The sequence below is a fragment of the Marinomonas aquiplantarum genome (assembly GCF_003314975.1).
GTDB lineage: Bacteria > Pseudomonadota > Gammaproteobacteria > Pseudomonadales > Marinomonadaceae > Marinomonas > Marinomonas aquiplantarum.
This window is the reverse complement of record NZ_QNRF01000005.1, coordinates 172366-186603: the sequence shown is the minus strand read 5'-3', so window position 1 is coordinate 186603 and position 14238 is coordinate 172366. Positions and strand designations below refer to the sequence as shown.

The window sequence follows — 14238 nt, the reverse complement described above, 5'->3', positions numbered from 1 at the left end:
AGCCAGATGAGAAACTCATCTGGCTTTTTTAATAATCAACATTATGATTCAGCGTGTAGTGAATCAAACTGAGCTTGTAATTCATCATGTTTCTGTTCATATACAGCTGTTTTTTGAGCTGGTGTGTAAGCACCATTCAAATCGACACTAGCATCAACATTTGCACCCATGTTTTCAAGCGTAGTAGCAAGCGCTTCAACACTACCACGAGCACTCATTAGACGGTCAGTAGCGCTTTCATCAGAAGATGCCATTGCCGCTGTTGAGAATACAGAAGCTGTTACTAGAGCTAAAATTGTTTTGTTTAGGTTTTTCATAATAATATCCTTTTTAAAAATTCTTTAATTTGATAATGAATAATTTTTCAATTAAATGTTATTCAGCTGATTGAGCGTGAAGTGCGTCAAATTGATCTTGTAGATCAGAGTATTTCTCAGCGTAAACGGCTTCTTTTTGGCTAGGAGTATAAGCGCCGTTCAAATCAACACTAGCATCAACAGTAGCACCCATATTTTCTAAAGTATTTGATAAAGCTTCGATACCTGCTTTCGTACTTTGAATGCGATCTGAGTAGTTATCATCAGACGCTGCAAATGCAGAAGTCATTGCAGTAGCAGTTAAAAGAGTTAGAGCGGCTTTCGTTAAATTTTTCATATATATCTCCTAAAAGGATTTAATTTAAATTAGTATTCATAAAGCTGTTTCGCTTCGGTAGATATATAGTAGTCCTTTTCGATCAATAAAAAAGCTTTCCACCCTCGCTTCCACTCTTTTTCCAAATACGAATTAAACAACGCAAGATTGAAGCAAATTCACATAAATACACTCTTTAAATCAGAAAATAAGGAATAAAAAAACAAACTTAAATTTTATTGAACTTTTTTAAATTACTTGTGAAGGCGGTCAACTTGCCCGAGAATAGAAGCCTAAGGAAGGGATGAATAGACGATCACATGACAAGCAATGAGCTGATCCCCTTCCCTACTAACAAAAGAAGACAGAAGCAGAAGAAACCACATGGCACCGTTAGCACTCATTGACAACCTAGAGCATCTTCCCAACCCTTTTACACAGTTTGAAGCCATTGCATCATCACTTACAGCAAACGCCCCACAACTTAAAGAAGTGCAATATCGTCGGGATTTACAATTAGCCTTGTGCTTTATTTATAGTTACAACGGATCCCAAGCTACCTTTAACTCCTATCGACGCGAAGTAGAACGACTTTTACTCTGGTCATGGAATATTGCTAAGACGCCAACCAGCGAATTGCGTCGCGAGCAGATCGAAGAGTTCATCCATTTTTGCATTGAGCCGCCTGAAAGCTGGATCGGCACTAAGAATGTCGCACGCTTTAAATTGCACATGGGACAGAGAACCCCTAACAAATCATGGCGACCTTTCGTTGCCCACGTGAGTAAATTAGCCTTTAAAAACGGTGATACTCCGAAAACCAAAACCCATGCTTTGTCGCAAGCTGCGATTCGCGCGACCTTCTCTATTTTATCCTCGTATTTTGGTTTTCTGATGCAAGAAGATGCTGTGCAGCAAAACCCAGTGGCACTAATCCGACAAAAAAGTAAATTTGTTAAAAAAGAAGTGACCCGTAAACAAGTACGACGCATTTCCAACTTGCAATGGGACTATGTAATTGAAACGGCTGAATTGCTCGCAGATGAAGATCCAGCCACTCATGAACGAACCTTGTTCATTATGAATGCTCTATTGGGTATGTATTTGCGTATTTCAGAATTAGTTGCCGACGAAAGATCCGCTCCAGTTATGGGAGATTTCACTAAAGACTCGGATGGGCATTGGTGGTTTAAAGTACTGTCTAAGGGAAATAAAGAACGGCTCGTGGCGGTTTCGGATGAAATGCTAAATGCTTTAATACGTTATCGCCAGTTCCGTGATTTGCCCAGCTTACCAACCGTTGCAGAAGACACGCCTTTGATTCCAAAAAATCGCGGCCAAGGCGCAATGACCAGTACACGACAAGTCCGTAATATTGTTCAATCGTGTTTTGATCAAGCTTACCTACGTATGTGTGAAGACGGTATGCAAACAGACGCTGAAGATTTACGCGTCGCCACGGTTCACTGGCTTCGTCATACTGGTATATCAGAAGATGTGAAGATCAGACCCAAAGAACATGTAAGAGAAGATGCAGGCCATGCCAGCATGGCCACCACAGATAAGTACATTGATACTGAGTATCGTGAACGTCATGCTAGTGGTCGTAAAAAAAGCCTACGACCTCATTAAATACTCGCCTTAGTAAAGTGGTTAAGACCAACGTTTTAGACTTAACTCATCTTTATCAACAGCAGAAACCCATTGGCCCTTTTCGCCCTGGGTTTCTTTTTTCCAAAAAGCAGCCCGACTCTTCAAATAGTCCATAATAAAGTCGCAAGCAGCAAATGCTTCTGCTCGATGTGCAGCACTTACACCAACAAACACAATTTGATCATTAATAGACAATCGACCAACCCTGTGTATTACAGTAACATCGAGTAAAGGCCATCTTTCTTTCGCTTCATTAACAATACTTTTTAGGTTGTGTTCTGTCATGCCCGGATAGTGTTCAAGCTCAAAATGACAGGCTTCGACCGGCAAATCCGAAAAATGCCTAACCAAACCGACAAACATCGCCACCGCACCCGTCACGTTCGCTTCCAGTAAGTTCTGATATAGCTCTTGAACGTGGAAGTCTTGCTCTTGCACCTGAATCATCTAGCCTCCAGTTACCGCTGGAAAAAAAGCCACTTCGCGGGCTGAGGTTGGTATCATGTCATTATCACGAGTGAACTCGAAGTCCACCGACGAATGCACGCCTTTATCCAACAAATGATGCCCTGCCTCGATTTCACTGGCTAACGTCTTCTTTAAGTCAACAACACTTAATGGCAACTCAACCTCAAGCTGATACTCCGCCATGGCTAACTTTTCTCTTAATGAAGCAAAAAAGACCACATTAATTTGGCTCATTTTTTGCGCTCCAATCACCACTTTTGCCGCCCGTTTTCTGTAGCAACTGAACATTCTCAATAACAATGCCCTTGTCTACCGCTTTACACATATCATACAAGGTCAACGCGGCCACACTAACACCTGTTAAGGCTTCCATCTCCACCCCTGTTTTACCAGACAATGCACAAGTGCAAAGAACTTCTAATTGGCATTCATTTAATTGTGTAATATCAACGCTGATCTTAGTGAGCATCAAGGGGTGACAAAGGGGGATTAAGTCTGAAGTTTTCTTTGCGGCTTGTATCCCCGCGATTCTCGCTGTCGCCAAAACATCGCCTTTCGCCAAACCACCCGCCAATATTTTCGACAGGGTTTCAGGCTTCATGGTCAGCACGCCACGTGCTGTCGCCGTTCGTTTTGATGGGGATTTATCAGAAACATCCACCATGTGCGCATGTCCATGGTGATCTAAATGCGTTAACGAGTGACTCATATATATCCTAAACAAATCAACATAATTTAAAATTTCACCTATATTTTAAGAAAGCCGAACGGATTGCAAGCCAAAACTGGGAGAAGTTTCAAATTGAGATGGGGCATCTGGAGAATGAACTCTTGTATAAAATTACTTTACCTATTGATCGTCTTGCTCGCCTCACAAGCTTCTTGGTCATATGATATTCAAACAGACACCAATGCCTTTCCAACCTTTGCGGAAAAAACACCCTTAACGCCAAAAGAAGCTTTATACCAAGAGTACAACACAGATTTGTACGAGAGCTCACAAGACTTCTCGGATCACGCCTACTGGCACAAAATTACGTTTCCTAGGGCCTATCCATTTTCAAAACAAACATTTTATTTGGAGTTAGATTATTACGTCATTGAAGAATTGGATTTTTATGTTTTCCATGACACTCAATTAGTAGAGCATTTAAGTCGTGGCGCCTTACAGGACTGGAACAAGCTTAGCGCTGTTTATGACGGCATTCTTATCCCTATTACCTTATCACCCTTTAATGAAACCCATTTACTTATTCGCAAAGCAGGTGAAAGCCCCCTATTGACGCCGATGCATTTGCTCAACAGCACTGAGGCTGAGTTTAGTCGACAACATAAGCTTATATTCTGGACAGCCATCATCAGTTGTCTTGTTATTTTATTGGCTCACAATGCATTACTTTTCACAATGCTCAGACAAGCTGGTTTTATTTATTACCTAGGCTTAAATGCACTCGTATTTATTGCTCTTTCCATTATCACAGGCTTTAGTCGCTGGCTGTTTAATGAAACTGTCAGTCAATGGTTGGTCGCAAATATTTTTCTCATATTTGGTGTCGGTGCTTGGCTGTTGTTTCGCTTTAGCGTGCATTTTCTTCGTGAAGTTCAAGTACCTTCACCAAGCAGCTTTATTGCGCGTCACGGTGACTGGGTCTTCATTCTCTTTTTTCTGAGTATCGCTTTTTTTCAAGTAAAAACCGTCGCCATACTGTTTGCAGGGATAGAAGTATTCCTTTTTATTAGCTGTACTTATTGGGGCATTAAAGCTTTTTTACGCGGCTTTATTGCCGTAAGGTTTTATCTGTTTTCATGGTTCTTTCTGATCTTAGGCAGCCTCATCAACACATTATTGTTCTGGAAATTGATACCAATTAACGATTTCACTGAAGCCATTTTCCCAGCTTTTAGTATTATTCAACTGCTAGGCTTTTCCTTTGCTTTGGCAGATAAAGCTAAGCAAAGTGAGCGTAACCGCCAGCTACAGCTGTTAACAGATCAATCAACTGGCTTACCTAATCGTTCATTTTATTTTGATGAGTTGCCAAACCAGCTTCAATCTCGCATAAAAAACCAAAACCCAATGGCTCTAGTCATTATAGACATCATCAACCATCATGCACTAAGCCAAGCTTTCGGACCCGCTAAAGCTGATGCAGTAATGTGTGAATTAATGCAAGACATTCACCTTCACCTGCAAAGCATTGAAGGACTGAAGGCGTTTCATTTACCCAATAAAACCCATACAAAACTGATTAGAATGACCGCTAAGAATTTGGCTTTTATCAGCACCACTCCTGACCTGTTAGAATCACAAATCCAGCAAGCTCAAAAAGTATTGGAACACCCCACGTTACTCAATAAAATACAATTTCGTCATCAGTACAAAATGGGCAGCGCCCTTTTCCCAAGTCAAGCAAACAACCTAGATAAACTCTATCAAAATGCCCTTATTGCTCATAATTCGGTTACCTTTTCTTCCGGTAATTGGGCTCCTTTCACCAATGAACTTAAAAGCGATCACGCGCAACAACTCACCATTATTACCTTGCTCCGAGAAGACATTCGAAACGGCAAACTTCATTACCATGTCCAACCTCAAGTCTGTTTACGGACCAATAAAATAATTGGCGGTGAAGTGTTATTGCGTTGGCATAACGAACAATTAGGTCCAGTTTCACCCGCAGAATTTGTCCCATTAGCGGAGCAAGCCGGTTTAATTTATCCATTAACTGAAATGTTGTTTGAAAAAGTCTTTGCTTGGGCAAGTCAGCATCAAGCCATTATCAAGACAACCAGTTTGTCTTTAAACATTTCCGCCTTGGATTTACTGCAAGCGAATTTTGCACAAAAGGTCAACGCCAGCATCAACACACACCAGTTAATTCCAGAGCAATTTACCATCGAGATTACCGAAACCAGCATGTTTCACAATAACGACATAGTGAACAATAATGTTGAAGAGCTGTATGCCGCTGGTTTTAAATTATCCATCGATGATTTTGGCATCGGTTACAGCTCTATGCTGAATTTAGTGGCACTAAAAACCAATGAGCTGAAAATAGATCAGTTTTTTGTCATGGGACTGTTTACTCAAAAATCCAATCAATATCTTTGTCAAAATATGATTCGTCTATGCCAACAATTAAACATCACCAGCGTGGCTGAAGGCATTGAAGATCAGCAAACATTACAAACTCTGAAAGACTGGAATTGTGAAATTGGGCAAGGCTATTACCTATACAAACCCATGACGCCAGATGACTATTTAAGACTACTGGAGAACAGCATTTGTGAATAGTTTGTACCTCTCTCGAATTCAGGCATAATGAACCTCATCGCTAGTTGACGACACATTATATAGAACATCATGAGCCTAATAGACGACTATCAGCTGCTGGAAATCCCGACCAATGCAAGTGAGCAAGAAGCCAAGAGTGCTTTTAGACGTCTAGCAAGGAAGTATCATCCAGATAAAAACCCAGATACGGATACCACTGAACTTTTCCAGCGCTTACAAGCGGCTTATGAAAATGTCCAAAACGCCATTCGTCAGGGAGCTCAAACCGCTGACTGGAAACCTTTCTCCTTTACTCAATCCGATCCATTCCAAACGGCTGGCTTTCGTCATCACCATTTCGATAGCGCAAGCGATAAAGAACAAGAAGCTTTTATTCGCGAACGACAACGTGCTTACGAAGAAATGAAGCGCAATAACGCGCATCAGGAAAAAGCACGCAATGAAGCCATCAAAGCGGCTCGTAACACACTGAATGAAAAGCGTATCAAGGCGCTTTATGAAGAAGCCTTCAAAGCATCAGAAAACTTCACTTCAGAAGGTTATAAAGGGTCTAGTAACCAACAACAAAATTACGACATTCCGCCCTATCAAAGTTTTATTGACGATGAAGTAGAGCAACCTACAGAGGAAAGCCCAAGAGTGCATGCGGTGAAACTGGATGCGGCCAAAGCGGCTTTTCGGGCAGCCACTTACATTGCCTGCTTTGCTGCGGGTATTTACGCCACCCTATACTGGCAAGATCAAACGTCAGCATCAGAACAGGACGAACCCAGCCCAGGGTTTGTGGCTGGTTTGTATCCTCAATTTCGAATTGGGACGAATCACACCTTACAAGCAAGCTCACTTTATGCTGAACCGGATCGCACAAGTAAAGTAATAGACAACTTACCGGCACAAGTCGATATTCAGGTATTTAAGCAGCAAGGCAATTGGTTAAGCATTCGCTATCAAAATAAAAATGGCTGGTTACCTGCACAATCTAGCGGCTTTGGCAGTATTAGCAATGCAAGAAAAACAGGCTGTTTCGGTTATCCTGGCATTGCCCCTGATCATGGTGAGCTCATCGGATCCGCCCAAGGCAATAGTCGCTTACGTATTTTAAATCAGCTACCAACTCAAAGTTTATTAACCTTTCAGTCGTTCGATGGTAAACCGCCGTTTTCAATCTATCTCAATAAAAAACAAGCTTTTGCCGCCAACTTTATCCCTAGGGGCCAATATCGATTGGTGCTAGAAACAGGATCCCTGTATCATCATGCCTGCCAGCAATTTCTCTTTAATGATAAGCAACGCATTATCCTTGATAAAGTCGATTTTGCTAGCACAGAACAAACCCTTACCCTGAGTAACTTATAAACACCTTGTAAAGCCAATTTATCGAGTAATTCATATCCATGCTAAGCAACATTCGTATCGTTTTAATCAATACTTTTCACCCAGGTAATGTAGGGGCGATTGCCCGTGCAATGAAAAACATGGGATTAACCAATCTTTATCTGGTAGATCCGAATGACTACCCTTCTGAAGAAGCCACCAGCCGCGCCGCGGGTGCAGTGGACTTACTCGAGAATGCCACCATAGTCCCTACCTTTGAGGAAGCCATTGCTGATTGCAGCTTGGTGATTGGTACCAGTGCTCGACACAGAACCTTCCAGTTACCCATTATGAATGCTCGTGAATGTGCTGAGAGCGTGATTCCTGAAGCAACGAATCATCAAGTCGCCATAGTCTTTGGTCGTGAAACCACTGGATTGTTAAACGAAGAAATTGCTCAGTGTCATCGCCAAGTTTATATTGATGCGAATGATGAATACCCCGTATTGAATATTTCTCAAGCCGTACAAATTATCGCTTACGAAATTTGGATGGCTAACCAAAATAAAGATTTTGTACCGAAAGAAACACCTGAGTACCCACATAAAAAGGACATGGATCTTTTTTATGATCACCTGGAAGAGACACTTTACGGTATCAATTTCATTATCCGTAACCACCCTGGAAAGGTGCTGGATAAGTTACACCGCTTCTTCAATCGTTCGCGCCCTGAAAAACAAGAACTTGGCATTCTACGTGGTGTGTTAGCTGCAGTACAAAGAGAAGCAGGCTTGGTAGAATCCAATAATCATCAAGAGAAAACAACGGATAAACCTGCGGACAACAAGACGGATCAATAACAAACGGGATCGTTCAATAAAACAGACTCCAACAATAAAAAAACGGGCCAAAGGCCCGTTTTTTTAAAGACTAGATTTACCCTTCACTCTCTGAGCGATTAGCGTTATGCTTATAACTTAAATTTATCCACTTGACCTCGTAGATTCTCAGCCAACTCTTTCAGCTTATTCGCTTGCGCTAAACCTTCACCCATTTCATCCTGCAATTGAGTAGACACTTCGCGAATAGCATAGGTATTTTGACCTATTTCACTGATAACACTTGTTTGCTCTTCTGCGGCCGTTGCAATCTGTGCCGTCATACCATTAATCATATCAATGGACTTGGCGATTTCAGCAAAACTGCTGCCTGATTTTTCTGTGTCGTCAACACTGGTCGAAGCCAACTTATGACACAAAGCCATCACGTCCACCGCTTTCGCCGTAGTTGTTTGCAGACTAGAAATCATTCCTGAAATCTCTTCTGTGGAAGTATGCGTACGCTGAGATAAAACACGCACTTCATCTGCCACAACGGCAAAGCCTCGCCCTTGCTCGCCGGCACGAGCAGCTTCAATCGCGGCATTCAAGGCCAGCAAGTTAGTCTGTTCTGCAATATCACTAATGGTCGACACGATAGAGTTGATCTTATCACCTTGCTGATTTAACTCAGTAATAACATCAGTCGCTAACGTTACTTCTTGCGCCAACTGACTAATGGACGACAAGCTGGTTTTCGCCAATGCTTGACCACTACCACTAATATCAACTGTATCATTGGCCCTTTGTGCCGTCTGTTCAGCATTGGTGGCGATGTCTTGTGTCGCGGTAGTCATCTGTTCCACCGCTGCAACAACCGATACCATTTCATCCTGCTGACGAGTTAGGCGTTTAGTACTTTCTGCCACAGATTCCGCACTGTGTTGTGACTGGTCAAAAAGCACGTTGCTTAGCTTATCAATATTCTTAATGATGTCTCTCAACTTCAACACAAAGGCATTGAAATTATTGGCAAGTTTACCAACTTCGTCCTGACTTTTCGTATCAATGGTGACAGTAAGATCACCATCACCTTGTGCAATGTCTTCTAACGCTGCAGAGACTTTAAACAAGTCCATCAATAAGAAGCGAATGAGTAGACTCAAGATTAGAGTTGATACAACGATCAGAACAAGCACCGTAACGACCTGATATAACATCAGCTTCTGAATAGGAGCAAGTAATGTAGACTTATTGCCTAAGGAAACCATAGACCAATCTGTGCCTTTAATTCGCACGGAAGACATGAGGTAATCAGAGTCATTGACGCTTACTTCGTCTAGCGCTTCAGAACGGATATTTGCCTGAATTTGCTGCAAGTTCAAATCTGATTTCAACTCGTTCAATGGTTTATTGTTCAAACTGCCATCAGGAAAGGAAATAATGTTGCCTGAATCAGAGACAATGAATGCCAAACCATTACCTGGCGTTTTTAAGCTAGAAACCACTTCGTTGATACCTGTTAAGGCAACGTTGGCTGTTACCACGCCCAAAAATTGACCATTAGAAGTCACTTTATCGACTGCCGACAAAATAAACACTTTTGAGGTTGCTGCAAAGAAAGGCTCTGTAATCGTCGGACCACTTGCCTGCGCACCGGCTTGATACCAATCACGGACTTTCACGTCATAGCCAGCTTTTGTGTTCTTGCCATTCACTCGGTAAGCATCTCCCTGCTCCGTCCCGTATAACACACTGATAAAGTCACCGGCGACCTTACCTTGAATCAAAGCATCAACAATACTCTCATCATCATTCGGGGCACTTTCTATGACAGTTTTCATAGATAGCACAACCTGCTGTTTGCTATCTAACCAGCTGCTGATTCGACTTGCGCTACTAACACCATATTGATGCATACTGATTTCAAGATCACTTAAAATCTGATTCCGCATTGAAGTAATAGAGATAAGTGCCAAGATACAGGCAGCGACAACCAGTGTTGAGCAACTGGCTAAAATTAATTTACGGTGCAGTGTCATTTTAAACCTCAAAAAAACAAACAAACCCTGTGTTCACGACGACTTTTAAGAAAACACAGCCAGAGAGCAAAAGGTTAAAATGCCCATGGCACAAGCCTAATCGCCCTCTTTTCCATTCGATTGATGGTAATCATCTCACTATCAATCACTTTTTAAGAGACATGAGGGCATAGGTTATTCTTACTAAGCCCTCAATGACTCTATTTTATTGCGGTAATGCGTCTGAAAAATGTCAGCACGCCATTATTTTTCGGCACGACCTGCAAATTTACGTTCTTCAACATTCACTCTGATACGATCGCCCGTTGAAATGTGTTCTGGTACTTGAACCACGGCACCCGTTGATAATACCGCCGGTTTGGTACGTGATGTTGCAGACGCGCCTTTTATAGATGGATCCGTCTCGATTACCTCCAACTCAACATTGGTTGGCATATCTAAAGCCACAGGCACATCATTGACCAGTACCACTTGAATGCCACTGGTTTCTTCATTCAAGAAAAGGGTTTCTTCTTCAATGGCCGCTTTATTTAAGTTATAGGGTGTATAGTCCTCATTATCCATGAAGACATATTCTTCACCATCCAGATAAGAAAACATGGACGGACGACGAATTAAATCTGCCATATTAATCATGTCTGAATCTTTAAAGGTGTCATCCAATTTCCGGCCTGATACCACATCGTACATACGCATCCGGTATAAACTCCCACCCGCTCGGCCTTGGGGAACAGAACGCTCAATGTCTTTTACGATGTAAGTTTTGCCATCGAGTTCAATGGCGGCATTTTTTTTAATCTCACTTGCCTTAGGCATACTGATCTTCCTAACAAAAAATTAAACAATACTGGCTTACGCCTTCATATAAGTGCTTTGAATCACTTGATATATTGGATAAAGAACGTCTGCGCCTAATATTTTCGCACGTTCAGGCGACCAGCCTACCGTGTCATCAGGCAGATTCTGATTATCTTTGAATGGCATTTCTAATGTAAAAGACAAACAGCGGTAGGTTTCTCCGACCCATTTGGTGGCTACCGTTAAATTCGCTTCCCCAAACTGATCCGGTGTGTAACCTATGTCAGTCTGAAAGTCAGGACTCACCACTTTAAACACATCTTTAAATAAAGTTTCCATGCCTTGCATACGCTCATCAAAAGACGGTACACCTTGGCAACCATCGACAAAGTTAACCGGTAAAGCTTCATCGCCATGAATGTCGAGGAAAAGATCGACTCCAGTTTCTGCCATTTTCTTCTGTACGGCTAAAACTTCGGGGCTAAACTCCTGGGTCGGATTTTTCCATTCACGATTCAAATTCACACCCTTTGAATTAACGCGCAAATTGCCGTGCACTGCACCGTCTGGATTCATATGAGGCACCACATAGAAGCGACAGTTTTGCAATAAACTTCGAGCCACAGGGTGAGATTCATCAAAGAGTCGTTCCAGTAAGCCTTCTACGAACCACTCAGCCATGGTTTCGCCTGGGTGCTGTCGTGCAATGATCCAAATATTCTTCGCCAAACCTTGAGTTTTGCTTACCTCTAATAAAGTAATATCACGACCTTCAGCGGTTTCGCCTAGATGATCTGTTATACAATCCTCATGACTTGCTGCCCATGCGATCATGTCTAAATGACGCTCATAGCTGTAAGGGGCAAAATAAGCGTAATAGATACTGTCTTGCTCTGGTTGATGACGAATCACTAATTTGCCGTCCACATACTCGGTTGGCACACGAAACCATTCTTCGCGGTCATAAGACGCCACCGCTTGATAATCTACCCAACCGTCAGGGTAAGCTGCTTCACTAGCGTTTTCGAAATACATCACGCATTCTTCACCCATGCCGCCTTGCAGACGAAAATAAAACCACTGCAAAAATTTAGAGTTTGTATCATGGGGGATCTTTACTCTAATATTGTCCGGCTCTAACGCATTAATAACGGAAATATTTCCACCATCAAATGCACTGCTGATCTTGATTCGGCTGGTCATGTTTCTTCCTTAACAAGCAACATTGGTTCTAAATTATGGCAAGTTTACCTATATTCATCACCGCTGTCGCCAACTCTTCTGACGACCCGGCCTTTCCACTCCTTTTTACCTGGTCAACCCACGAGGCACAGGTAAAAGAAGTCCTCGTTATTCCAGATGATGAGTGGCTAGAGCAACATAGCATTGAACAAAACCTACACGATTTAGATGAACAACAGCTTTACGAATTTGGTTTTGAAGGCAGTGATATTTTAGCGGAATGGACAAATGAATTTGATACCGATGTTATCTATGCCCTAGACCCAGAATTGATCACCACATTAGTTGATGCAACTTACGATATTAAAGGCTTGGATCCTAGCTTTGAAGTACAAAGTATTCACCACTGGTTTGAAGAACAAGGGATTAATTTAAGTGAAGCATTTGAAGAACAAGGTCACCATACTCCTTTGCATTTACTGGCACCGGATGAACTCATCATTCAACTACTTCAAATCGCAGCGGAACATGGTTTGATTGATCCAAATGATTTGATTGTTGAGGAATAATTAGGGAAGGTAGGAATAACAGGCTTTTATTCACATGCTGAGGCAAGAAAGCTTGTTCGCTCCTTCCTCAGGCACATCAAGTTGATCAATATTCAACATGATGATTTAAAACTGGTCGCTATGTTCCTCCTATTTTAGAGTTAGCTATGAATTTCCCTTCATGACGAAAGAGACGACCTGATGAATGACTTGTTACCTGACCTATGTGACCTATACCCTGAACAGATTCAAATTGCCGAGCCTGTCTTTCAATCCTACGGAAAACGCACTTGCTTTTATGGGCAAGTTATCACTGTATCGTGTTTTGAAGACAACAGTCGAGTACGAGAATTGGTCAATGAAAATGGCCAAGGTAAAGTCATGGTCGTCGATGGTGGTGGCAGTAAAAGACGAGCACTATTAGGGGATATGCTAGCAGAGAAAGCGGCAAGAAATGGTTGGGAAGGGTTTGTTATTTACGGTGCAATTCGAGACGTGAATGCTCAGTCAAAAATAGACATAGGGATTCACGCTCTTTGTGCACACCCTTTACCAACAGAGAAAAAAGGCTTGGGAGAAGTGGGTCAGACAGTTTCCTTTGCTGGTATTCAAATAGCGGAAGGCGACTATATCTATTGTGACCTAAACGGTACCTTGGTCTCCAAACAAGCGCTAGCCCTACCTGAGTAGCGCTAACCTGCTTGGCTCTCTCATAAACGAACTACAAAGACGCCATGGTGTGGGTAAACAAACTTCTCACACCATTTACTAACATTTGTACGGCCATCATCAACAATAACATGCCCATCAGACGCTCTAATGCCGCTAAGCCTTTTTCTTTTAAAATACGATTCAGTAACGGGGCAAGCGCTAAAATCACCACAGAAATCCCCCAAGCAGCAAAAACAGAAATCAGCAAGCCAATTTCATCCCCTGGGTAACTTTTCACCATGACTAACAAGGTTGCTAACGTGGAAGGCCCTGCCAACATAGGAATCGAAATAGGCACGATAAAAGGTTCAACAGGCTGATGTTTATCCACTTGAATCACGCTTGGAAAAATCATTTTCAACGCAATCACAAACAGCACGACACCACCAGCGATTGAAATAGATTCGGTTTCGAGATGAAGTAACGCCAGAAACTCGGCGCCAAAAAACAAGAAACTGACGAGTATCAGCAGACCAATCAAACCATCTCTTAACACAATTTGAGACTGGCGCTTCTGTGGCACCCCCTTCATCGCGGATAACAAAATTGGAATATTGCCAAATGGATCAATAACGAAGAGAAACAGCAAAGTGGCCGATAAAATAGAAAAATCAATATTCATGAACTACTCAAATAGGTAAAAATCGCCCGCATTTTAATCAAAATACGACACAGGGTCTAGGGAAGGCGCGAACAAGTCCTCTTACCCCTGCATGAGTATAAAAGCTAGTTATTCGAGACAGGTGCCAAATGTGAATAGTTAGCCTATTGTCGAA

General features: G+C 42.1%; 15 protein-coding genes. 6 read left to right on the top strand and 9 right to left on the bottom strand.

What is annotated here, in order from left to right; all coding sequences use genetic code 11:
* Positions 1–41: 41 nt before the first annotated feature.
* The gene (locus tag DFP76_RS11045) at positions 42–317 is read right to left on the bottom strand and encodes a hypothetical protein (RefSeq protein WP_113874698.1); all 276 of its coding nucleotides are present in this window, start codon (positions 315–317) and stop codon (positions 42–44) included.
* Positions 318–375: 58 nt separating this feature from the next.
* Positions 376–654 carry a hypothetical protein gene (locus DFP76_RS11040; protein ID WP_113874697.1) on the bottom strand — a complete coding sequence of 93 codons (279 nt, stop codon included), beginning with the start codon at positions 652–654 and terminating at the stop codon, positions 376–378.
* 363 nt (positions 655–1017) lie between these two features.
* Between DFP76_RS11040 and DFP76_RS11035 the strand changes: the two genes are divergently transcribed.
* A complete protein-coding gene (locus DFP76_RS11035; RefSeq protein WP_113874696.1) occupies positions 1018–2265 on the top strand; it encodes a tyrosine-type recombinase/integrase in 1248 nt (415 codons plus the stop codon).
* Positions 2266–2286: 21 nt separating this feature from the next.
* On the opposite strand, the gene DFP76_RS11030 is transcribed toward DFP76_RS11035, so the two are convergent.
* The 3 genes from DFP76_RS11030 to moaC are packed head-to-tail and all read right to left on the bottom strand — an operon-like array spanning position 2287 to position 3463.
* The gene (locus DFP76_RS11030; RefSeq protein ID WP_113874695.1) at positions 2287–2733 is read right to left on the bottom strand and encodes a molybdenum cofactor biosynthesis protein MoaE; all 447 of its coding nucleotides are present in this window, start codon (positions 2731–2733) and stop codon (positions 2287–2289) included.
* Complete coding sequence (locus tag DFP76_RS11025) at positions 2734–2988, bottom strand: MoaD/ThiS family protein (RefSeq protein WP_113874694.1); 255 nt, start codon at positions 2986–2988, stop codon at positions 2734–2736. It abuts the gene before it with no gap.
* Positions 2975–3463, bottom strand: a complete 489-nt coding sequence (moaC, locus tag DFP76_RS11020; protein WP_113874693.1) for a cyclic pyranopterin monophosphate synthase MoaC — start codon at positions 3461–3463, stop codon at positions 2975–2977. Before moaC ends, DFP76_RS11025 begins: the two co-directional genes overlap by 14 nt.
* Positions 3464–3577: 114 nt before the next feature.
* On the opposite strand from moaC, the gene DFP76_RS11015 reads away from it, so the two are divergent.
* The 3 genes from DFP76_RS11015 to trmJ all read left to right on the top strand — a co-directional run bounded on the left by DFP76_RS11015 (position 3578) and on the right by trmJ (position 8223).
* Positions 3578–6049: an EAL domain-containing protein gene (locus DFP76_RS11015; RefSeq protein WP_113874692.1), complete on the top strand. Its 2472-nt coding sequence runs from the start codon at positions 3578–3580 to the stop codon at positions 6047–6049.
* 69 nt (positions 6050–6118) lie between these two features.
* Positions 6119–7405 (top strand): J domain-containing protein, encoded by a 1287-nt coding sequence (locus tag DFP76_RS11010; RefSeq protein WP_113874691.1) that lies wholly within the window; start codon positions 6119–6121, stop codon positions 7403–7405.
* 38 nt (positions 7406–7443) lie between these two features.
* The gene (trmJ, locus tag DFP76_RS11005) at positions 7444–8223 is read left to right on the top strand and encodes a tRNA (cytosine(32)/uridine(32)-2'-O)-methyltransferase TrmJ (RefSeq protein ID WP_113874690.1); all 780 of its coding nucleotides are present in this window, start codon (positions 7444–7446) and stop codon (positions 8221–8223) included.
* A 110-nt stretch (positions 8224–8333) separates the two neighbouring features.
* Here trmJ and DFP76_RS11000 read toward each other — a convergent pair whose 3' ends face one another.
* The 3 genes from DFP76_RS11000 to DFP76_RS10990 all read right to left on the bottom strand — a co-directional run bounded on the left by DFP76_RS11000 (position 8334) and on the right by DFP76_RS10990 (position 12224).
* On the bottom strand, positions 8334–10223 hold the full coding sequence (locus DFP76_RS11000) for a methyl-accepting chemotaxis protein (RefSeq protein WP_113874689.1): 1890 nt from the start codon (positions 10221–10223) through the stop codon (positions 8334–8336).
* A 243-nt stretch (positions 10224–10466) separates the two neighbouring features.
* Positions 10467–11039: an elongation factor P-like protein EfpL gene (gene efpL, locus DFP76_RS10995; protein WP_113874688.1), complete on the bottom strand. Its 573-nt coding sequence runs from the start codon at positions 11037–11039 to the stop codon at positions 10467–10469.
* 36 nt (positions 11040–11075) lie between these two features.
* A complete protein-coding gene (locus DFP76_RS10990; protein WP_113874687.1) occupies positions 11076–12224 on the bottom strand; it encodes a M14 family metallopeptidase in 1149 nt (382 codons plus the stop codon).
* Positions 12225–12259: 35 nt separating this feature from the next.
* Between DFP76_RS10990 and DFP76_RS10985 the strand changes: the two genes are divergently transcribed.
* Both DFP76_RS10985 and DFP76_RS10980 read left to right on the top strand, forming a co-directional pair.
* Complete coding sequence (locus DFP76_RS10985; RefSeq protein WP_113874686.1) at positions 12260–12772, top strand: hypothetical protein; 513 nt, start codon at positions 12260–12262, stop codon at positions 12770–12772.
* 180 nt (positions 12773–12952) lie between these two features.
* Positions 12953–13441: a putative 4-hydroxy-4-methyl-2-oxoglutarate aldolase gene (locus tag DFP76_RS10980; RefSeq protein WP_113874685.1), complete on the top strand. Its 489-nt coding sequence runs from the start codon at positions 12953–12955 to the stop codon at positions 13439–13441.
* A 31-nt stretch (positions 13442–13472) separates the two neighbouring features.
* Here DFP76_RS10980 and DFP76_RS10975 read toward each other — a convergent pair whose 3' ends face one another.
* Positions 13473–14084 (bottom strand): MarC family protein, encoded by a 612-nt coding sequence (locus tag DFP76_RS10975; protein ID WP_113874684.1) that lies wholly within the window; start codon positions 14082–14084, stop codon positions 13473–13475.
* Positions 14085–14238 lie beyond the last annotated feature (154 nt).

Bases quoted from the DNA above. Each gene is read 5' to 3' on its own strand.
- DFP76_RS11040 (WP_113874697.1), bottom strand. From the start codon at position 654: ATGAAAAATTTAACGAAAGCCGCTCTAACTCTTTTAACTGCTACTGCA.
- efpL (WP_113874688.1), bottom strand. From the start codon at position 11,039: ATGCCTAAGGCAAGTGAGATTAAAAAAAATGCCGCCATTGAACTCGAT.
- DFP76_RS11030 (WP_113874695.1), bottom strand. From the start codon at position 2,733: ATGATTCAGGTGCAAGAGCAAGACTTCCACGTTCAAGAGCTATATCAG.
- DFP76_RS10975 (WP_113874684.1), bottom strand. From the start codon at position 14,084: ATGAATATTGATTTTTCTATTTTATCGGCCACTTTGCTGTTTCTCTTC.
- DFP76_RS11025 (WP_113874694.1), bottom strand. From the start codon at position 2,988: ATGAGCCAAATTAATGTGGTCTTTTTTGCTTCATTAAGAGAAAAGTTA.
- DFP76_RS10990 (WP_113874687.1), bottom strand. From the start codon at position 12,224: ATGACCAGCCGAATCAAGATCAGCAGTGCATTTGATGGTGGAAATATT.
- DFP76_RS10985 (WP_113874686.1), top strand. From the start codon at position 12,260: ATGGCAAGTTTACCTATATTCATCACCGCTGTCGCCAACTCTTCTGAC.
- DFP76_RS11045 (WP_113874698.1), bottom strand. From the start codon at position 317: ATGAAAAACCTAAACAAAACAATTTTAGCTCTAGTAACAGCTTCTGTA.
- trmJ (WP_113874690.1), top strand. From the start codon at position 7,444: ATGCTAAGCAACATTCGTATCGTTTTAATCAATACTTTTCACCCAGGT.
- DFP76_RS10980 (WP_113874685.1), top strand. From the start codon at position 12,953: ATGAATGACTTGTTACCTGACCTATGTGACCTATACCCTGAACAGATT.
- DFP76_RS11000 (WP_113874689.1), bottom strand. From the start codon at position 10,223: ATGACACTGCACCGTAAATTAATTTTAGCCAGTTGCTCAACACTGGTT.
- DFP76_RS11010 (WP_113874691.1), top strand. From the start codon at position 6,119: ATGAGCCTAATAGACGACTATCAGCTGCTGGAAATCCCGACCAATGCA.
- DFP76_RS11035 (WP_113874696.1), top strand. From the start codon at position 1,018: ATGGCACCGTTAGCACTCATTGACAACCTAGAGCATCTTCCCAACCCT.
- DFP76_RS11015 (WP_113874692.1), top strand. From the start codon at position 3,578: ATGAACTCTTGTATAAAATTACTTTACCTATTGATCGTCTTGCTCGCC.
- moaC (WP_113874693.1), bottom strand. From the start codon at position 3,463: ATGAGTCACTCGTTAACGCATTTAGATCACCATGGACATGCGCACATG.